Source organism: Halocynthiibacter sp. SDUM655004, from assembly GCF_026015885.1.
GTDB classification, from domain to species: domain Bacteria; phylum Pseudomonadota; class Alphaproteobacteria; order Rhodobacterales; family Rhodobacteraceae; genus Falsihalocynthiibacter; species Falsihalocynthiibacter halioticoli.
On the sequence record NZ_JAPDUG010000001.1, the window covers coordinates 1,343,125 to 1,362,626 of the forward strand.

General features: G+C 56.5%; 20 protein-coding genes, 1 tRNA gene and 1 pseudogene. 9 read left to right on the forward strand and 13 right to left on the reverse strand.

Annotated features, from left to right (window positions below; genetic code table 11):
* Positions 1-22: 22 nt before the first annotated feature.
* The 3 genes from N9C89_RS06560 to N9C89_RS06570 are packed head-to-tail and all read right to left on the reverse strand — an operon-like array spanning position 23 to position 2,704.
* A complete protein-coding gene (locus tag N9C89_RS06560) occupies positions 23-1,390 on the reverse strand; it encodes a DUF2927 domain-containing protein (protein ID WP_263953033.1) in 1,368 nt (455 codons plus the stop codon).
* Between the two features lies 1 nt (position 1,391).
* Positions 1,392-1,835: a GNAT family N-acetyltransferase gene (locus tag N9C89_RS06565; RefSeq protein WP_263953034.1), complete on the reverse strand. Its 444-nt coding sequence runs from the start codon at positions 1,833-1,835 to the stop codon at positions 1,392-1,394.
* 29 nt (positions 1,836-1,864) lie between these two features.
* On the reverse strand, positions 1,865-2,704 hold the full coding sequence (locus N9C89_RS06570; RefSeq protein ID WP_263953035.1) for an AAA family ATPase: 840 nt from the start codon (positions 2,702-2,704) through the stop codon (positions 1,865-1,867).
* A gap of 183 nt (positions 2,705-2,887) precedes the next feature.
* Between N9C89_RS06570 and dksA the strand changes: the two genes are divergently transcribed.
* Both dksA and N9C89_RS06580 read left to right on the forward strand, forming a co-directional pair.
* Complete coding sequence (dksA, locus tag N9C89_RS06575; protein WP_263953296.1) at positions 2,888-3,310, forward strand: RNA polymerase-binding protein DksA; 423 nt, start codon at positions 2,888-2,890, stop codon at positions 3,308-3,310.
* 84 nt (positions 3,311-3,394) lie between these two features.
* Positions 3,395-4,570: an FAD-dependent monooxygenase gene (locus tag N9C89_RS06580; RefSeq protein WP_394358483.1), complete on the forward strand. Its 1,176-nt coding sequence runs from the start codon at positions 3,395-3,397 to the stop codon at positions 4,568-4,570.
* A gap of 21 nt (positions 4,571-4,591) precedes the next feature.
* On the opposite strand, the gene xth is transcribed toward N9C89_RS06580, so the two are convergent.
* Both xth and N9C89_RS06590 read right to left on the reverse strand, forming a co-directional pair.
* A complete protein-coding gene (gene xth / locus N9C89_RS06585) occupies positions 4,592-5,398 on the reverse strand; it encodes an exodeoxyribonuclease III (protein ID WP_263953037.1) in 807 nt (268 codons plus the stop codon).
* A 32-nt stretch (positions 5,399-5,430) separates the two neighbouring features.
* The gene (locus tag N9C89_RS06590; protein ID WP_263953038.1) at positions 5,431-5,754 is read right to left on the reverse strand and encodes a HesB/IscA family protein; all 324 of its coding nucleotides are present in this window, start codon (positions 5,752-5,754) and stop codon (positions 5,431-5,433) included.
* Between the two features lie 70 nt (positions 5,755-5,824).
* Here N9C89_RS06590 and N9C89_RS06595 point away from each other — a divergent pair, with 70 nt between their 5' ends.
* The 6 genes from N9C89_RS06595 (at position 5,825) to N9C89_RS06620 (ending at position 12,047) form a co-directional block, all read left to right on the forward strand.
* Positions 5,825-7,024 (forward strand): deoxyguanosinetriphosphate triphosphohydrolase, encoded by a 1,200-nt coding sequence (locus tag N9C89_RS06595; protein ID WP_263953039.1) that lies wholly within the window; start codon positions 5,825-5,827, stop codon positions 7,022-7,024.
* A gap of 71 nt (positions 7,025-7,095) precedes the next feature.
* Positions 7,096-8,838, forward strand: a complete 1,743-nt coding sequence (gene argS, locus N9C89_RS06600) for an arginine--tRNA ligase (protein WP_263953040.1) — start codon at positions 7,096-7,098, stop codon at positions 8,836-8,838.
* A gap of 126 nt (positions 8,839-8,964) precedes the next feature.
* The gene (locus N9C89_RS06605; RefSeq protein ID WP_263953041.1) at positions 8,965-10,257 is read left to right on the forward strand and encodes an SPOR domain-containing protein; all 1,293 of its coding nucleotides are present in this window, start codon (positions 8,965-8,967) and stop codon (positions 10,255-10,257) included.
* Positions 10,258-10,291: 34 nt separating this feature from the next.
* On the forward strand, positions 10,292-11,095 hold the full coding sequence (locus tag N9C89_RS06610; RefSeq protein ID WP_263953042.1) for a segregation and condensation protein A: 804 nt from the start codon (positions 10,292-10,294) through the stop codon (positions 11,093-11,095).
* Positions 11,096-11,147: 52 nt separating this feature from the next.
* The gene (gene scpB / locus N9C89_RS06615) at positions 11,148-11,798 is read left to right on the forward strand and encodes an SMC-Scp complex subunit ScpB (RefSeq protein ID WP_263953297.1); all 651 of its coding nucleotides are present in this window, start codon (positions 11,148-11,150) and stop codon (positions 11,796-11,798) included.
* Positions 11,799-11,837: 39 nt separating this feature from the next.
* Positions 11,838-12,047 (forward strand): hypothetical protein, encoded by a 210-nt coding sequence (locus N9C89_RS06620; RefSeq protein WP_263953043.1) that lies wholly within the window; start codon positions 11,838-11,840, stop codon positions 12,045-12,047.
* On the opposite strand, the gene N9C89_RS06625 is transcribed toward N9C89_RS06620, so the two are convergent.
* Positions 12,044-13,210, reverse strand: a complete 1,167-nt coding sequence (locus tag N9C89_RS06625) for an MFS transporter (RefSeq protein ID WP_263953044.1) — start codon at positions 13,208-13,210, stop codon at positions 12,044-12,046. The two genes, N9C89_RS06620 and N9C89_RS06625, sit on opposite strands and share 4 nt — an antisense overlap.
* Before the next feature lie 72 nt (positions 13,211-13,282).
* On the opposite strand from N9C89_RS06625, the gene N9C89_RS06630 reads away from it, so the two are divergent.
* Positions 13,283-13,816 carry an Lrp/AsnC family transcriptional regulator gene (locus tag N9C89_RS06630; RefSeq protein ID WP_263953045.1) on the forward strand — a complete coding sequence of 178 codons (534 nt, stop codon included), beginning with the start codon at positions 13,283-13,285 and terminating at the stop codon, positions 13,814-13,816.
* A gap of 7 nt (positions 13,817-13,823) precedes the next feature.
* On the opposite strand, the gene N9C89_RS06635 is transcribed toward N9C89_RS06630, so the two are convergent.
* From N9C89_RS06635 to rpmF, 7 genes and pseudogenes are all read right to left on the reverse strand, one after another.
* Positions 13,824-14,900, reverse strand: coding sequence for a 2'-deoxycytidine 5'-triphosphate deaminase (locus N9C89_RS06635; RefSeq protein ID WP_263953046.1), 1,077 nt, complete (start codon positions 14,898-14,900; stop codon positions 13,824-13,826).
* A gap of 100 nt (positions 14,901-15,000) precedes the next feature.
* Positions 15,001-15,077: transfer RNA gene (locus N9C89_RS06640), tRNA-Pro, on the reverse strand.
* A gap of 1,172 nt (positions 15,078-16,249) precedes the next feature.
* Positions 16,250-16,511, reverse strand: a pseudogene (locus N9C89_RS16165) (MerR family transcriptional regulator); the annotation flags it as partial.
* 13 nt (positions 16,512-16,524) lie between these two features.
* Positions 16,525-16,830 (reverse strand): integration host factor subunit alpha, encoded by a 306-nt coding sequence (gene ihfA / locus N9C89_RS06650; protein WP_263953048.1) that lies wholly within the window; start codon positions 16,828-16,830, stop codon positions 16,525-16,527.
* A 216-nt stretch (positions 16,831-17,046) separates the two neighbouring features.
* Complete coding sequence (locus N9C89_RS06655) at positions 17,047-18,018, reverse strand: beta-ketoacyl-ACP synthase III (RefSeq protein WP_263953049.1); 972 nt, start codon at positions 18,016-18,018, stop codon at positions 17,047-17,049.
* A complete protein-coding gene (plsX, locus tag N9C89_RS06660; protein ID WP_263953050.1) occupies positions 18,015-19,124 on the reverse strand; it encodes a phosphate acyltransferase PlsX in 1,110 nt (369 codons plus the stop codon). The genes N9C89_RS06655 and plsX overlap by 4 nt, the downstream gene beginning before the upstream one ends.
* A gap of 28 nt (positions 19,125-19,152) precedes the next feature.
* A complete protein-coding gene (gene rpmF / locus N9C89_RS06665) occupies positions 19,153-19,359 on the reverse strand; it encodes a 50S ribosomal protein L32 (RefSeq protein WP_263953051.1) in 207 nt (68 codons plus the stop codon).
* Positions 19,360-19,502 lie beyond the last annotated feature (143 nt).

A 19,502-nucleotide genomic window follows, 5' to 3' on the forward strand; every position in this document is an offset into this window, starting at 1 on the left:
AAGGCCAGGTCTTGCGGCGCAATTAGATCCGCGGAGGGCGGTTTAGTTGCGCGATTTCTTTCTGGCGGCGTTTGATCACCGCGTCGTCGCCAAAGCCATACCGCGCCCAACCATAGCTGTCGAGCCGTGTTGCGCGCGCTTCGGAGGCGCGGCCAATTGCGTCGAGCGCTTCGGCCTTGAGTAAGAGCAGCGTTGCGAGCAGGGCGGCATTTTCTTCGGCGCGAACGGCAGGAAGATAGGAATTCACTATGGAGAGGGCGAAGTCAGGATTGCCGTCGGTCAGGGCGAAGGCCGCCAGTTGCATGCCCACATGAGCCTGTTGAATTTCCGCGTTGCCGAGGTTTTTGTACATGAGTTGCGATGAGACGAAGGCCTGAAGCGCTTCCTCGGCGTCCGAGGCGATGATCATCCGGCCGTAGGCATAGAGCGAGAATGCGCGGCGGGAATCAGTCCAGCCGTTGTTTTGTGCGATTTGCAAAGCCTTCGACGCGCCGGCGAGCCGATTCTGGCGGGGCCGATTGGCCGACATGGCTGTTTCTATTGCTTTCTTCCAACTGTCTGGCGTTGTTTGGGCCGTCAGCGGCGTAACGGAGCCGCCAGCTGGATTTATGCGTTTGAGTAATGCAGGGAGGCGGGCTTCAACGTCGCCACGGGTCATGCCGGAAGCCAGTTCAGGCGAGTAGTAAGCGCGCAGAACCAACATATCGAAGCCGGTTAGAATTGTGTGGAAATTATCGTCGTTGAACACCGAGTCTGACAAACGATAGAGATCGTTTAGTGGCCCGATAGCTTGGGCGAGTTCCTCGTGGAGGCAATCGCGAAATTCCTGTGGGCTTACGTCGGAGGGGATAAAGATCGCAGCTTTTGTGCGGGTTTCCAGCGTGGCCCAATCGGTAATATTGCTGCGGCGATTGCGGCGGTATTCTTCCCAACTCGAGACGCGTGGAACAACGAAACATGCAGCGTCGGGCAGGTGTCGTTGCAGATCTTTGCGAGGAAGGGTTTCGATGCTGACGGCAGCGGGAGCGCTGGCGTCAACTTGACGAATATCTATTTGAGCTTCGGTCCGTAACCGTTTGATAAGACGGGATAGTTCTTGTCGGCCCGCGGGAGGCGTTGCCCCGTTCAGGCGCACGGTTATCGGCGTGTCGAAACGTGTCATGACGGGCAGTTCACGGCCCGTTTCCAGCGAGAACGTGAGGTCGAGGAAGTCACGAGCTGTTTCGCTGTTGGAGCGGTTAAGCTGTGTTTTAACGGGGCCGCTGAACGTCTTCATCGCCGTGTAGTCGGCTTCTGTCTTTTCGGTTGAATTTTGGCGGCTGGTATCGCCGGATTGCTCCGGGACGGCACACCCTGCGAGCAGGAGGAGAACGGCGATGTTTCGAAGCATCCTAGGGTCTCTGATACTTTATAAACGGTGTCAATTTCCCAACTCTATCATAAAGCTGCCGCGCGGGGAGATTATCTTCTTGTGTAAGCCAATAAACTGACGGGGCGCCCGCCTTGTCGGCTTCTGCGTAGACCGCCTCAATAAGAGCGCGTCCAATTCCGTGACCACGCACATCAGGCTCGGCCCAGAGGTCTTGGAGGTAGCACGTGTTTTCAATTTTCCAGCCGTGGCGGTGAAAAAGATAGTGCGTGAGGCCAACGGGTTTGTCGTTAAGAACCGCAAGCAAGCCATTGAAATCATGCGGATTGTCGCTCAGAAGGCGAGAGAAGGTGCTGTCAAATACCTCAGTGGGAAGTTCGGTATGATAAAACGCGAGATACCCTGTCCAGAGTTTTGCCCACTCTGGCTTGTCTTCAGCGCAAATAGGGCGGATTTCGAGAGCCATAGGTATCCTTTCCAGTGAACCCGAGTGTGTTATCTCTGCCCACGGGCAAGGAATGCGAGCCGCTCAAACAAGGCGACATCCTGCTCGTTCTTGAGCAATGCGCCATGGAGTTTCGGCAGGGCATCTTTGCTGTCTTTGGCCAAGTCTTCGGGGCTGAGATCATCCGCCAGAAGCAGTTTGAGCCAATCAAGGACCTCGGAAGTCGATGGTTTTTTCTTTAAACCCTGCGTATCTCGGATCTCGTAGAACTGGGTTAGCGCCGTGGTGAGTAGGCGGTCTTTGATATCCGGAAAATGCGTTTTGACAATCGCGCGTAGGGTCTCCATTTCGGGAAAGCGGATGTAATGGAAAAAGCAGCGCCGCAAAAACGCGTCCGGCAACTCTTTTTCATTGTTTGACGTGATAATCACCACAGGGCGATGCGTTGCACGGATGGTTTCGCCGGTTTCATAGACGTTGAATTCCATCTTATCGAGTTCTTGAAGCAGGTCGTTTGGAAACTCGATGTCGGCTTTGTCAATCTCGTCAATCAGGAGGAGGGCGCGTTTGGGGGCCTCAAATGCCTGCCACAGTTTGCCCTTCTTGATGTAGTTGCACACATCATTGACCCGTTCATCGCCCAACTGGCTATCGCGCAGGCGGGAAACGGCATCATATTCATAAAGACCTTGCTGCGCTTTGGTGGTGGATTTGATGTGCCACTCCAGCAGAGGCATATCCAGTGCACGCGCAACTTGATGGGCAAGCTCGGTTTTTCCGGTGCCCGGTTCGCCCTTAACAAGCAGCGGGCGCTCCAGTGTGATGGCCGCATTTACGCCAACGGTCAGGTCTTCTGTCGCCACATAGGCGTCTGTTCCGGTAAATTTCATTGAGATTTTCATAGCCTATGTGGTTTTCCTTCCTCACCTTTACCAATTGCCACATTTTGACTCAACTGCGGCTTTTAACCTCGTGACAATCTCTCTGGTTTGGAATAGACCACCCCCAGAATGAGGAGCCCGATGACCGACTCAGCAAGAGACAGTTCAGACGGCCTGCATGAGGGAGCAGGTATGAAAGCACAAGTTTTCTTGCCAGAAGACTATCGTCCCGCTGAGGACGAAGAGTTTATGAATGAACGCCAAGTCGAGTATTTCCGTCGCAAATTGCTAAATTGGAAAAACGAGCTGGTGGCTGGCAGCAAAGACACCATCGAAGGATTGCAAGACGGCACGCGGAATATTCCCGACGTGGCGGATCGCGCCTCCGAAGAAACTGATCGTGCGCTTGAATTGCGTACCCGTGATCGCCAGCGCAAGCTGGTTGCCAAGATCGACGCCGCGCTACGCCGTATCGACGAGGGGGAATACGGATATTGCGAAGATACGGGCGAGCCGATTTCGCTTAAACGTCTGGATGCACGGCCTATCGCGACATTGTCACTTGAGGCGCAAGAGCGCCACGAGCGCCGCGAAAAAGTCCACCGTGACGACTAGACGCGACGATTAATCGCGACACAGATCAAAACGAAGTAAACGCCGGGGCTTTCACGCTGCGGCGTTTTTTCGTAAGGGCAGTTCATTATGTTGATTGGGCAAAAAATACATATTCTTGGGGCGGGGATCGGCGGGCTTTCTGCGGCACTCGCGTTGGCGCTGCGCGGTGCGCAGGTCACTGTGTTTGAACAGGCCGAAGTTGTTAAGGAAGTTGGCGCCGGAATTCAGGTTTCGCCCAACGGTTACGCCGTATTGAAAGCGCTTGGCGTTGCCGAAGCTGTTGAGGCGCGCAGCCCGCGTGCCCGCTCTATGCGGCTCATAGATGGTGAGGCTGGCGGAACGGTGTTCCGTATGGGCCTTGAGCCACAAGACGGAGAACGCCCATATCTATTTGTGCATCGTGCTGATTTGATTGAGGTTCTGGCCGAAGCGGCGCGCGCAGCAGGTGTACAGATCAAACTGCTCCATCACATTGAAAACGTGTCCTTTCAAGATGGTCAGCCCGTTGTTCGCACGGCTCAAGGTGCGGAGGCCCATCCGGAAATTCTGATCGGGGCCGACGGGCTTCATTCCAAGGTTCGTGCTGCTCTCAATGGCGAAGCGAAGCCGTTTTTTACGCGGCAGGTGGCGTGGCGGGCAATTGTTCCGACGCAAGACGCGGATCCAGTTGCCAAGGTTTACATGGGCGACCGCCGCCACCTCGTGACCTATCCGTTGCGTGATCGAAACCAGCTTAACCTCGTTGCCGTCCAAGAAACCGCGAATTGGGCCGATGAGGGGTGGTCCCACGAGGATGACCCAGACAACCTACGCGCGGCCTTCTCTGGTTTTACGCCAGATGTGCGCGCGCTGTTGAATCGGGTGCAATCCGTCTATCGGTGGGGGCTGTTCCGCCATCCAGTTGCCGCCACATGGACACGCGGGCAGGTCGCCATTCTAGGTGATGCCGCGCATCCGACGCTGCCGTTTATGGCGCAGGGCGCGAATATGGCGCTTGAGGATGCTTGGGTTTTGGCGGCGTCATTGGCGATGGGCGATACAGTCGCCCACGGGTTTGCGCACTATCAGGCGCAGCGCGTTCCGCGCGTCACCCGTGTGATCGAAGCGGCCAATAAGAACGCCCGAAATTATCACCTGCCGTCTGGGCCTGTACGATTTCTTGCGCATTCGGCACTGCGGCTTGGGACGGCCGTTGCCCCCCATATGGCGGCCAAACAATTTGACTGGATTTACGCACACGACGTGACCAAAACCGTCTAGACGGGTCGGTCTTCCTGCGGGTTAAGCGGCGAGCTCTACCCAGACAGGTGTGTGATCCGAAGGTTTTTCACGTCCACGGACTTCGCTGTCGATCTTGCATTCAAGCAAGAGATCGGCGCACTGCGGTGTGAGAAGGAAATGGTCGATGCGAATGCCGTCGTTTCTATTCCATGCGCCAGCTTGATAATCCCAAAAGCTATAGTTTTCAGGGGCTTGGTTGCGGGCGCGGAACGCCTCGGTAAAGCCGAGGTTAAGAATTTTGCGCCATGCTTCGTGGCTTTCAGGGCGATAGAGCGCGTCCCCTTCCCAAGCAGTGGGGCGGGCGGCGTCTTCGGGTTGGGGGATGATGTTGTAATCCCCCGCCATCAATGCGGGCATTTCATCCTCCAGAAGCTGTTTCGCACGTGTGTGAAGCCGCTCCATCCATGCCAATTTATATGCATATTTGCCGCCCTCAATCGGCGCGCCTTCTTGGTCGAGTTCAACCGGATTGCCGTTGGGCAGGTAGAGCCCGCAAACGCGCACGGCCTGCTCGCCCACGACGGTTGCTTCGATCCAGCGGGCCTGTTCGTCGCTGTCATCGCCGGGAAGTCCGCGGCTTACATCTTCGAGCGGCAGTTTCGAGAGGATTGCCACGCCATTAAAGCTTTTTTGGCCGTGGGTTTCGACGTTGTAGCCCATATCCTCGAATATCTCGCGAGGGAAATTTTCGTCGATGGATTTGATCTCTTGAAGCAAAACCACGTCGGGCTCTGCCTCCTTGAGCCAATCCGGAAGCGCATTGATACGGGCCTTGATGCCGTTAATGTTGAAGGTCGCGATTTTCATAGAATTGCCCGTTTCTGCTCTTTTGGGGTGCGCTACATCGAGAAGCTGGTGCCACAGCCGCAAGACGAGGTGGCGTTCGGGTTCTCGATCGTAAAGCGGGCGCCGATCAACTCCTCGGTAAAGTCGATCACAGCATTTGCCAGAAACGGCAGGGAGACGCTGTCTACGACGACTTTTTCGCCGTTGCCTTCAAGCACAAGGTCTTCGTCGGCAGGGTCATCCAGCTCGATCTCGTATTGGAAGCCCGAACATCCGCCGCCCTCAACGGCAACGCGCAACGCTTTTCCTTGCGCGGCGGCTCCGATCTCTGCGAGGCGCTCAAAGGCGCGGGGAGTGACCTTAGGGGGTAGATTCATAACACGTTTCCATTCTGTTACCTGTCACATATAAGGTCCAAAAGGCATAGCGACAACAGGTAGGTAACAAATGCTTGCATCATTTGCCTCCGATCCGGCACGCAGTAAGGGACGACTGTATGCCGAGGAAGAGAGCGCCCATCGTTCGCCGTTCCAACGGGACCGCGACAGGATCATTCACGCGAGTGCGTTTCGGCGGCTCAAGCATAAAACACAGGTGTTTATTGAGCATGAGGGCGATTATTTCCGCACACGGCTCACCCATTCGATCGAGGTTGCCCAAGTTGCGCGGACCCTTGCGGGGACGCTTGGGCTTAATCAGGAACTGACCGAAGCCGTGGCGCTGGCGCATGACCTTGGCCATACGCCTTTTGGACACACAGGCGAGGATGCACTGGCCGCGCTGATGGCGCCCTATGGCGGGTTTGACCACAACGCACAGGCGCTTCGGATCGTCACGAACTTAGAGCGGCATTACGCGGAGTTTGACGGGCTGAACCTCACGTGGGAAAGCCTCGAAGGTATCGCAAAACATAACGGCCCCGTAACGGGTGATCCCGAAACCGGCGAATTGCCCTATGCGCTGGCGGAATATAACGCCCGCCACGACCTTGAGCTTGATACCTACGCCAGTGCGGAGGCGCAGGTTGCTGCGCTGTCTGATGATATTGCGTACAACAGCCATGACCTCCACGATGGCCTGCGCGCAGAGTTGTTCTCAACCGATGAACTGGCCGAGTTGCCGCTTCTGGATGATTGCTTTGCGCGCGTAGATGCAAAGTATCCGGACTTAAACTATTACCGCCGTCGTCACGAAGCCCTGCGCCGGTTCTTTGGCGTTCTGGTTGAGGATGTAATTGCCCAGAGCAACCTTTTGCTGGCCGAAATTAATCCGAAATCGGTTGAGGATATTCGCGCAGCGGGTCAGCCGATGATCCAGTTCTCTGATCCTGTCTGGCGCGACCTTAAAGTGATCCGCAAGTTCCTTTTTGTGCGCATGTATCGCGCGCCTTCGGTCGTTCGGATGCGAGAGAAGGTGACGCGCATGATTGATGAGCTGTTTCCGCTCTTCATGGCGCAACCGGATTTGTTGCCCAAGCAATGGCGCAAGGAAATCGCCGAAGCCAAGGATGAGACGACTCTCGCGCGGATCGTGGCCGATTATATTTCAGGGATGACAGACCGTTTTGCCATTCAGGAACACCAACGCCTGATTGGTGGTGTGAAGCCCGATAATATCGTGACCGGACGGGTAAAGTTGAAGGATTAAGCCGCGCGCATGTGGTTGAATGTTTCGCTAATCCTGCTAAACCGCGCGGATAAACAATAGGACGCCGTAAGATGAACCTTTTTGCCGATATTCGCGAGCTTGTAATCGACAGCCTTGATCAGCTGACAGCCGAGGGGCTTCTGCCTGCTGGTCTTGAGATGAAGAACGTCGCGGTCGAGCCGCCGCGTGATGCGGCCCATGGCGATATGGCAACCAATGCGGCAATGGTTCTGGCGAAGCCCGCCAAGATGAAACCGCGCGACATTGCAGAGGCGCTGGCCGCCAAGCTTGCCGAGGATCATCGCATCACAGTGGCCGAAGTAGCCGGACCGGGATTCCTTAACTTGCGGCTCGCAGATGGTGTTTGGCAGGGCGTGATTGGTACGGCTCTCACGGACGAAAGCTATGGCCGCTCGAACATGGGGCAGGGCCGCAAAGTTAACGTTGAGTATGTCTCCGCAAACCCAACTGGCCCACTTCACGTCGGGCACACACGCGGCGCTGTTTTTGGTGATGCGCTGGCAAGCCTTCTGGACTACGCCGGCTATGACGTGACGCGCGAATACTACATCAATGATGGCGGCGCGCAGGTCGATGTTTTGGCGCGCTCTGTGTACCTGCGTTATCTTGAAGCTCTTGGACAGGAAGTCGCGTTTGAAGACGGCACCTATCCGGGCGATTACCTTATTCCCGTGGGCAAGGCGCTGGCCGAGGCCTATGGCGACAAGCTCGTCGGCGTTCGTGAGGAAGAATGGCTTCCTGAAATCCGCGACTATGCCACCGACGCGATGATGCATTTGATCCGCAGCGACCTTGCGATGCTCGGCGTTGAAATGGATGTGTTCTATAGCGAAAAGTCGCTTTACGGCACAGGGCAGATCGAAGGCGCAATTGCTGCGTTGGAAGCGCAAGGCCTGATCTATGAGGGCGTGCTTGAGCCGCCAAAAGGCAAAATGCCGGAAGATTGGGAGCCGCGTGAGCAAACCTTGTTCCGCTCAACGGCCCATGGCGATGATGTGGACCGTCCCATCAAGAAATCCGACGGAAGCTGGACCTATTTCGCCCCTGATATCGCTTATCACTACACTAAAATCGAGCGCGGTTTTGATGTGTTGATCGACATTTTGGGCGCGGATCATGGCGGCTATGTCAAACGGATGAAGGCAGCCGTTTCGGCGCTTTCCGCTGGCGAAGTGCCGCTTGATATCAAGCTTACCCAGCTTGTCCGTCTGTTCAAAAATGGCGAGCCGTTCAAAATGTCAAAGCGTGCGGGTACGTTTATCATGCTGCGCGATGTGGTGGAGCAAGTTGGCCCTGACGTAACCCGCTTCGTCATGCTGACCCGCAAGAACGATGCGCCGCTTGATTTTGATTTCGATAAAGTTCTGGAGCAAAGCAAAGACAACCCTGTCTTCTATGTGAACTATGCGGTTGCACGGGTGAATTCGGTGCTGCGCAAGGCCAAAGAGGCGGGCATCGACGTTGATGACGCGACACTTGCAGCGGCGGACTTGTCTGGCATTACGCATGAGTCCGAATTGAAGGTTGCTAAATCGCTGGCCGAATGGCCGCGTCTGGTCGAAATTGCAGCGCGCACAAACGAGCCGCACCGGATTGCGTTCTTCCTTTATGATCTTGCCTCGGATTTCCACGCGCTTTGGAACCGTGGCAACGACGAGGTTGGCTTGCGGTTCATCCAAGAGGGCGATGTGGCCACGTCACAATCGAAAATCGCGCTCGCAAAGGCCGTTTCAGTTGTTATTTCCTCAGGTCTTGGTATTCTTGGCGTGACACCGGTTGAGGAAATGCGCTGACACCAGCTTGGGAGACACCCACGCAATAATGATCAGCCCCCACCGGCGTTGTGGCAGAGGCCGGACAGCACACTGTACCGGCAAGAAAGGCAGCAACGACTGCCTGTAATGACGGTGAGGCAGGATATGAGCGGTTTTGATCGCGACCAAGGGCGTACGCAAGACTCCATTCAAAGACACGATGGGCATCCCACATCTGAGCAGGGTCACTTCCAGCCGCGCGCAGATGCGCCGCCGGCGGGGTACCCTCATTTGGGCGCTGCTCCAACAGAGCCGCCATTGCACGCCCCACATTCCTATGCCCATGCGCAGCAGGCAACCGAGCCACAAGCCCCCCAACACGCTGCGCACGGCCAGCCAACGCGCGTCGATCGTCCGCAGACCGAGGCGTTTTACCAGCCCGAGCCTGACTACAACCAACCGAACACCGGCCAGCATGGCGGGTCTGTGCCGCCACCTGATGGGCAAGGCAGCGAGGAAGGCGCGACCTTCATGCATGTGCTTGGTGCTGTCACATCGCTGGCGCTTGTCGTTGGGCTTGGTGTGTGGGGCTATCAGCTTGCGGTACGGGATGTTTCCGGATTGCCAATCGTGCGCGCTCTTGAAGGGCCATCACGTGTTCAGCCCGATGATCCAGGAGGGCAACTGGCCTCAAATCAGGGGCTATCCGTAAATGCAGTTCAGGCCGAGGGTGAGGCAGAGCCAGCGGCGGAACGTCTTCAACTTGCGCCGAAAACTGTGGATGTTTTGCCAAGCGACCCCGTTGTCGCCACCGCACCTGCAATCGTCCCCGTGCCGAAACCTTCACCACTAAAGCAAGATCCTGCAACGCTCGCAGCGCCAGCTCCGGAACTTGCGGCTCCAAAGCCGATTGCCGTGGCCGCGGCACCGGATGATCTGCCGATTGTTGGGGAAGCGATTGCAGAAGAGGCCGTTCCCGAAGCGGATGACGTGCATGAAGACAGGCTACCGGCAAGTGTTCCAGGTCTTGCCAAGTCCGCGCGTCCAGCGGTTCGGCCAGCGAATTTCGCTTCAGTTGTAAGCGCTCAGAAAGATCAAGCCAGCGCGGTTGAAGCGGCGCTTGCCGAGGCCGTCAACGCGCCAGAAGGTGTTGTGGTGCCGCAAGCCGGAGACCTTGTGCGCGATATTGAACCAGACAAAATTCCCGTCGGCACAAACCTCGTTCAGCTTGGGGCCTTTGCCTCAATTGATATCGCTCGTGCAGAATGGGCGCGGCTGTCGTTGAAGCACGAAGGGTTTATGGCCGGAAAGGATCGCGTCATTCAGTCTGCAAGCAGCGGTGGCCGAACCTTCTATCGCCTGCGCGCGCATGGCTTTGCCGATATAAGCGACGCGCGGCGTTTCTGTGTTGCGCTTAAGGCTGAAAATTCCGAATGTGTGCCACTGGTAACGCGATGATCGCAAGATAAGCAAAGAGGAGCCGCCCCCGCAGATGGACAATCTATTCGCCTCCGAAGAACAGGCCAGCACTCAATCCGTTGCCGAACGGATGGCGGCCGAGGCGCTGATTGTTGATGTTCGCGGATACGAAGGGCCGCTTGACCTTCTCCTGACCCTGAGCCGTACGCAGAAGGTTGATCTGCGGGTGATTTCCGTCACGGAGCTTGCGGAGCAATACCTGCGGTTCATCGATCATGCCAAGTCCCTGCGGATTGAGCTTGCGGCGGATTACCTTGTGATGGCGGCGTGGTTGGCCTTTTTGAAATCACGTCTGCTTTTGCCGCCAGAGCCAGGCGAAGAGGGGCCGACCGGCGAAGAATTGGCCGCGCACCTCGCGTTTCAACTTGAGCGCCTGCAGGCCATGCGAGATTGCGCTGCAAAGCTCATGGGACGAGATCAACTGGGCCGAGATTTCTTTGCCCGCGGGGTTCCGGAAACTGTGGAGCGCGTTCGTAAGGTTACATATTCCGCCACGCTGCTGGATTTGATGCAGGGGTACGCCCGTATCCGTACCAAAGATGAGTTCCGCCCCTTTGTAATGGACCGTGACGCCATCCTGACAATGGAGCAGGCGCTTGATCGGATGCGTGGGCTGATCGGCTATGCAGGGGATTGGACGGGGCTGGAAACCTACCTTCCTGAAGGCTGGGGCGAAGACCCGAAACGCCGCCGCAGTGCAACAGCCGCGACGTTTGCTGCCTCGCTTGAAATGGCTAAGGCGGGGCAAATCGAAATCCGACAGGGTGAAACATTCTCTCCAATTCAAATTCGCAAGAAAGCTGACAAAGATGGCTGATCCGCACGACATGGCCACCGAAACCTCCGCAGCAGAGAGCGTTGCCGCAGAAATGCCCGCGCCAGATGAAAACCAAAGTCTTTTCGAAGCGCCACCCATGGGGGAGCAAGAACGCATGGTGGAAGCCATCCTGTTTGCCTCGACAGAGCCCGTTTCAATCAAAGAGCTTGAAGACCGGATGCCGCACGGATGCGATGCCTCCGAAGCCCTCACATATTTGCGCAAGCGCTATGAGGGGCGCGGCGTTCGGGTCGTGCGCGTTGGCGATTGTTATGCGATGCGCACCGCGCCAGACCTTGGCTATTTGATGCAGAAGGAGACGGTTGAAACGCGCAAACTCTCGCGTGCTGCGATCGAAACATTGGCGATCATTGCCTATCATCAGCCTGCGACCCGCGCAGAAATCGAAGAAATTCGCGGCGTCTCAGTGTCGCGCGGCACGGTTGATCAACTGCTTGAGATGGAGTGGATACGCTTTGGTCGGCGGCGGATGTCACCCGGTCGGCCCGTAACATTCGTTGTGACGCAGCAGTTCCTTGATCATTTCGGTCTTGAGAACGCGCGCGATCTGCCGGGTCTCAAAGAACTGCGTGCCGCCGGATTGCTTGAAAACCGTCCGCCACCCGGAACCATCCCCGGACTTCCCGAGAATGACGAGGAAGAGGATGACTCCGTCAACCAAAGCGAAATGTTTGAAGATTAACCCTCGGGTTGTTACTCTGATTTACCGTTAGGAGAAGCCATGAACGCCAGTCAATTGCTGAATATGATTATCCGCATCATTGTGCGCCGCATGATCAATGGCGGGATCAACAAGGGTATCGATCTTGCTGCGCGTGGACGGCAAAACCCTGACCAGCCGCTGACGCCAGAGGAAAAGGCCAAGCAGAATGCACGCGCCAAGGATATGCGCCAGAAGTCGCGCCTGTTTCGGCGTATGGGTCGGTTTTAGGCTGCGGGGTCGCCGCCCCGCAGAATGCGAACCTGTTGCCAACGCGCGTTAAGTACGACCGAGATCCCCACCAGAGTTGCCAAAAGCGAAATCGCACCGCCAGCAGACAACCCGTAGCTTTCGAAAAACGGGCGATAGAGTAGGGTGCCGAGAAACACGCTCAAGTACATCGTCGCAGAGTTCAGCCCCATGATTGCGCCCCGTTGGTTCGGGTCGAGCCGCGTAAGCCAGCCGATGGTGAGGTTTAGGCAAAGATGTTGCAATGCGCCCCAAATCGGCATGATCGCCAGAAGGAAGGTGTAACTATGGGCGAACTCGTAAAACAGCACGTAAACACCGGCCAGAACACCGAACAAAACTGCCAAGCTGCGCAAAACAGGTAGGCGGTCGAGCATACCGTCAAACATCATCGCGCCAGCGAAACCTGCGCCATAAAACAGCGTAAGGATACCAACATCACGCACGTTTAGGCCAATATTTTCAACAACATGGCTGCCGACGAAGTTGTAGACACCATAAAAGCCCATGCCCAAGGCGCCCACAGACAGAAGCGCAGCGCCGATCCCCTCGACGCGCAGAGCCGTAAGTGGCGAGGTGACTTGGGTGGCGCGCGGAACTTGGGGCCAATCGGTGCGGAGGATAAACGCTAGCATGGTGAAAACTCCAAAGCTCAACCCGCCATAGACAAAACGCCACCCCGCAAGATCTGCGACATAAGCCGAGAGCGTGACGCCACCGACCATAGACAACGTCCAGCCCGTGAGAACCTTTCCGATCACGCGCGCTTCTTGCCCGACAGGCGCGATCTGTGCGGCGAGAATATAGAGCGCGGGAATGGCCACGCCAGCGCCAAGTCCGGCGATGCTTTGGGCGATGGAGAGTACCATCACATCCTTGGCCATCGCAGAACCAAGAAAGGCAACTGCAAGTAGTGCCAAGGCGAGTTTCAGCGCCCGATCTGCGCCAAAGCGATCCGCCAACGGCGCAAGGAACAGCGCGGAAAGTGCCACGCCAAGCCCGTAAAACGCCGCGCATGACATAACCTCTGACGGGGTCACGCCGCCGAGGTCTTGCGCCACGCGTGCTGCAATCGGTGAAAGCACCAGAGAATTTGACCCAACAACACCAACTGTTGCGGTCAACAATAGGACCGGTTTCTGCATCGGATTAGCCTTTGAAAAATATTCAGTAAAACCTTACATTGATCGAATAAAATAAATCTATGGGGATTCGTAATGGCTGCTGAAAATACAGATGGTATTCGGAAGAATGCCAAGACTGGGGCGCAGGTTGATGCGATGGACAGAAAAATATTAGGCGCATTGGCGCGTGATGCATCCCAAAGCTTTGCTTCGCTTGGTGCGTTGGTCGGTTTGTCGGCGCCCGCTGTGCATGAGCGCGTTAAGCGGTTGCGCGCGGCCGGTATCATCAAACGGACCATGGCGGTTGTTGATGGTAAGGCTCTGGGAAAACCGCTTTTGGCCTTTGTTCACGTGGATACGATCGGTTGGGGCAAGACGCCTGCAATGATGGAGTTTGCGGAATTGCCCGAAGTCGAGGAGGTTCATTCCTCAACCGGCGATACCTGCATCATCATGAAAGTGCGCGTTGCGAGCTCCGAGGCGCTAGAGGGGTTGCTCAAGCGGCTCTATGAAACACAAGGTGTTCGGGCGACGCGTACGTTTGTGGCGCTCTCGACCCATACTGAAAAGGGCGTGCGGCCTGAAATCACATCTTGGCTTGAGGACGAGGACTGGCCCACGGAGTGAAGCGTATCTATTTGAAATGTTTCGACAGTTTTAGACCTTGGCCTTGGTAGTTCGAGGCAATTCCAAGGCCATAAAGCTGGTCTGGAACCTCTGACATCTTCTCATAGACGAGGCGGCCAACAACTTGTCCATGCTCCAGCACGAATGGAGCCTCGTGGCACCGCACTTCAAGCACACCACGGCTTCCGGCGCCACCAGCCGGATCATGGCCAAAGCCAGGGTCAAAGAAACCTGCGTAATGCACGCGGAACTCGCCAACCATCGCAAGATAGGGGGCCATTTCAGCGGCGCAATCTGGCGGGATATGTACGGCTTCGCGGCTCACCAGAATATAGAACGCTCCCGGATCAAGGATGATGCGCTGTTCTGTGGTATAGATCGGTTCCCAATATTCAGCAGGATCGTAATGACCGATCAGATCAAGGTCGATCACGCCGGTGTGCGGTTTGGCGCGGTAGCCGACGAGACCATTTTCACCGGCAGAAAGATCTACGGAAAAGCCAAGACCATCAGAGATTACGGCCTTTCCAGAAACGAGCGGTGTTTTGGCATGAAGCGCGGCGAGGGCGTCATCCTCGATAACGGCCTGTCCTGCACGAAACCGAATTTGGTTCAGTCGCATTCCGGGGCGAACAAGGACCGAAAAACTACGTGGGCAAATCTCGGCAAACAGCGGCCCATTGTATCCAGCGGGGATGCGGTCAAACTCGGTGCCGCCATCGGTTATGGTGCGGGTAAGCAGATCAAGCCGTCCGGTTGAGGATTTCGCGTTGGCAACGGCCTGAATGCCTTCGGGCAGGGCAAGGGATTCCATCAGTGGAACCACATAAACGCAGCCCTTTTCCAAAACGGCGCCCTCTGTGAGGTCAACGCGGTGCATCTCGAATTCTTTGAGGCGGTCAGTGACGTTCGCGCCATGGCCCGCGAGGAAAGATGCCCGCACACGATAGGCTACCGTGCCAAGGCGTAGGTCAAGCGAAGCAGGCTGAATCTGTTCTGGAATAACGGCGGGCTCGGCGGTTATTTCACCGCGTTCGATCATGGTTGCGAGGGCTTGGCTTGGTAATACGCCGGTTGCAGTCATGGTCTTTCCTCTGGCCGTTGGCGGCGCGCTTTCTGTGTGAAACGCGCGGTCTTGATACGAAAACGTCCGCAGCCCCGAAAGCTACGGACGTTTTTCATTTTGGTCGGGCTAGCAGGACTTGAACCTGCGACCTTCCGTCCCCCAGACGGACGCGCTACCAGGCTGCGCCATAGCCCGACTTCTGTGTCTTCATACTGCTTTTCGTGGCAGGAGCAAGCAAGAAAACGCATCTCGGTGTCAATTACCCGCCGAAGGGTTTGATACGCCGCCGCTTGCATTTTGAAGCGCTCGCAGACGTGTCAGGATTTCCTGAAACTGGGCGGTTTCTTCTGGCGAACGCTCTGCCTTGTTTGCCGCAAGCGCGGCGCGAATACCGGTCCGGTCAAAGCCGCTGGCGTCGTCCTCTGGGTCGTCAGCGATCTCTGGCATGACGAAGGTTGCGGCTGGTTCCTCTGGTGTTTCCTCAGTTGCGCTCTCACCTTGCGGCTCGGCATGGCTGAAGGACGGGAAGGAAGCGGCGTGCTCTTGTTCCGTCTCCGAACTCTCCTCGACAGTTTCCTCTTCGCTTCGTACGGACATTGCAGAGAAATCGAGCGATGCTTGAACTATTTCTTCTGAATCAGCAGCTTGCGGAGTTGCGTCACCGCTCACGCGATCAACGGCACTCTTGATTTTCTCTTCAAGCGTTAGTGGCTCATCTTCGGCTGTTTCTGGCGCTTCTTCGGCTGGCTCCACTACATTCTCCGACGGATCGTTCACCTCGGAGCGGGTAAAGAATGCGGGCTCTTCAGGTACATCCTCGGGCGCAGGTAGATCGAGATCGGACAGCGAGAAGCCTTGGTGTGGGTCCGTCGGCGCGGGCACCTCAGTGGGGGCATCGGAAGCTTCTTCTGCTGTGTCGCTTTCGGCAAAGGCAGAGATTTCCTCGGCAACGATATCTTCGAGCGTGTCGTCAACGATGGATTGGATCGTGTCCTGTACACTTGGCGCTGTGTCGGCAACCTCCGGTTCTTCTGCAGCTTGCGCGGTGTCTTTCAGGAAGGGCAAAGCGTCTGGTTCTATCGCGGGATCGTCGGCCTGATCAGTATTGGCCGATGGCGCGGGGTGATGAGGCGACAGATCGGAAGGCGGAGGGAATGAAACGACTTCGCCAGCGTCGACTTCGGTCTCTTCTTCTTCTGGTTCGCTCGCCTGTGCTGCCTCTTGCTCGGCTTCGGTTGTGTCTAGCGCCTCAGAAGCGTCAGGGGCATTTTCTTCACGCTTTTCAACGGGCTGCGCATCTTCGTGCGCAGAGGCTTCACTCTTTTCAGAGGGTTTTTCTGCATCGCCGTCGTCATCAATCGGTTGTGACAATCCCGCGACGTGTTTGATGCCTTCCTCGCGGAGAAGCTTCTGCACGCCTTTGATGGTCATCCCGTCGTCATGGAGCAATCGTTTGATCCCGCCAAGCAATTCCATATCGGCGGGGCGATAATAGCGCCGTCCGCCAGCGCGCTTGACCGGTTTGACTTGTGTAAACCGACTTTCCCAAAACCGAAGGACATGCGCAGGCGTATCGAGCCAGTCTGCGACTTCAGAGATGGTGCGAAATGCGTCGCGGGATTTGGCCATGCCTTAGATGCGCCTATTTTTGTTTGTTGCCGTTGGCAACGCGGTCTTTCATGAGGTGCGAGGGGCGGAATGTCAGAACACGGCGGGGTTGGATTGGAACCTCTTCACCTGTTTTGGGGTTGCGGCCAATGCGGGCCGCTTTGTCGCGGATACCGAATGTGCCGAAAGATGAAATCTTGACGGATTCACCGCCAGCAAGGGAATCAGAGATGTGATCCAGAACGCTTTCAACAAGTTGCGCGCTTTCGTTTCGGCTGAGGCCAACTTCCCGAAACACTGCTTCGCTCAGATCCATGCGTGTTAAAGTCTTTTCGCTCATAATGACCCCCTTGATGAAATTATACCGTTAGCCGGCGAGAAAATTTTGCGCTCAGGCGCGCGGATTCTTCCTGAATTCGGTTGAAGGGTAGCATAGGGGGTGCGGAAATTCCGAGTCAATATCAATGGCTTGGAAAGCATCGTAAATGTACGAAATAGCAGGGAAATCGGCGAGAAATGGCCAGAAATCACTTTGGCGGACAAAAACCTTGCCCGATTACCAGCGCAGCAGAACCGATCCCCAAGCCAAACCGCCGCCGATTGCTTCGGTCACCACAACATCGCCTTCTTTGATCTGGCCGCGCGATTTTCCGACAGAAAGCGCCAGTGGGATCGAGGCCGCAGAGGTGTTGCCATGGTCCTGAACGGTCACGACAACGCGGTCCATCGACACGCCCATTTTCTTGGCGGTGCCTGAAATGATGCGGATATTGGCCTGATGCGGCACGATCCAGTCGACATCGTCGCCAGAGAGGCCGACTTTGTCGAGCGAGGTATGAGCGGTTTTCGCGAGCTTTTCGATGGCATGGCGGAAAACTTCTTTGCCTTGCATCCGAAGATAACCGGAATCGCCGGTCGATACGCCGCCATCGACGTGAAGAAGGTCTTTGAAGCGGCCATCGGAGTTGAGATCACAGGCCAGAATGCCGCGATCTGTGTTGTCTCCGGCGCCTTCCTCGGCTTCTAGAATAAGCGCGCCAGCACCATCGCCAAACAGGACGCAGGTTGCGCGGTCATTGAAATCAAGAATGCGGCTGAATGTCTCGGCCCCGATCACCAAAACCCGCTTGGCCTGTCCTGACAGAACGAGCGCATTGGCGTTGGCCAGCGCATAGACAAAGCCCGCGCATACAGCCTGAACGTCAAAGGCAAACCCCTGCGTCATGCCAAGACCGGCTTGCACCATTGTGGCCGCGGACGGGAAGGTGAAGTCAGCGGTGGATGTCGCGAGAACAATCGCGTCAATATCATCGGCTTCAAGGCCAGCGTCTTTGAGTGCGGCGTTCGCGGCTTTGATCGCGAGGTCGGAGGTGTTTTCACCCTCGGCGGCGAAGTGGCGGCGTTCAATGCCGGAGCGCGTACGAATCCATTCGTCTGTTGTATCGACCATGGTTTCGAGTTCGCTGTTGGGGACGACTCGTTCGGGCAAATAGTGCCCAACGCCCTTAACGACGGCGCGTATTGTCATTCTTCGTTCCCACTCGCTAATAGACCCAGTTCAGGGGCATCTTGCGGCGCAGTTGCGGCGGATGCAACCCGTGCCGCGAGTTTCTCGGAAAAACCTGATTGACCGAGCGTAAAGGCAAGTTTGATCGCAGCGGAAACGCCTGTTGCGTCTGCGGCGCCATGTGACTTGATCACAGTGCCGTTTAGGCCAAGAAAAACACCGCCGTTGACGCGGCGCGGGTCAATCCGTTTGCTGAGGCGACGCATAGACGAAAGCGACAGCAGAGCAGCAAGGCGCGAGAGCGGCGAATATTTGAACGCGGCGCGCAAAAGCTCGCTGATGAGACGCGCGGTGCCTTCGCCCGTTTTAAGCGCGATGTTGCCGGTAAAGCCGTCAGTTACAATCACATCAACGCGGGAGGAGGGGATATCGCCCCCTTCAACAAATCCGACATACTCGATGTCGGCAGCTTCGGCATTGTTGGCGATTAGCTCGTTGGCGGCCTTAAGCTCGGCGCGGCCTTTGTGCTCTTCGGTGCCTACGTTCAGCAAACCAATACGCGGGCGTTTGATGGCAAGCCCGTTGCGGGCATAGGAGGCGCCCATCATCGCGTATTGCAAAAGATCGGTTTCATCGGCGCGGATATCGGCGCCAACATCAAGCATGACGTTAAAGCCACCCTTGTTCCGGCTGGGCCAAAGGCACGCGATTGCAGGGCGGTTTACGCCGGGCAACTTGCGCAGGCGGATCATCGACACAGCCATGAGCGCGCCAGTGTTCCCACAGGACACAGCAACAGAGGCCTCGCCATTGCGGACGGCCTCGATCGTGGACCACATAGATGTGTTTTTGCCGTTGCGCAGCACGTTGCTGGGCTTGTCGTCCATCGTGACAACGTCGTCACAATGGCGAATCTCGCAGACATCCTGAAGCTTGCGCTTTCGGATAAGCTTCTCCAGCACCGGTTTGTCGCCATGGACGATAAAGCCGATTTCGGAGTTTTTGGCCGCAGAACGCGCAATACCGGCGACAACGGCCGCCGGTCCCTGATCGCCACCCATGGCGTCAATCGAAATGATGGTGCGCGCGGCCCCCGAGGTCTGCTGATCTGATGAGGTGATCGTCATGCTCAAGGGCGCCGACTAAACGAAAGGCTTAAGCTGCGTCTTCGTCGAAGTCGACTTCACCAGCAACCGCAACAATCTCGCGGTCGTCATAGTGGCCACATGCGCCACAAACGTGGTGTGGGCGCTTTAGCTCACCGCAGTTGCTGCATTCGTTCGGATTCTCTGCAGTCAGGGAATCATGTGATTGACGCATGCCGCGGCGGGATTTTGTAATCTTACTCTTAGGGACAGCCATGTCTCAAACCTTGGTTATTTCGGGGGGTTAAGCCAGCGTGACCGCACCCCAGTGTATCTTGGGTTCACTAGCTACATACGCGAGCAATAAGCCCATGTCCAACCATCTAGCAAACGAGGCCGGGAACATACTGCGATTTTGCC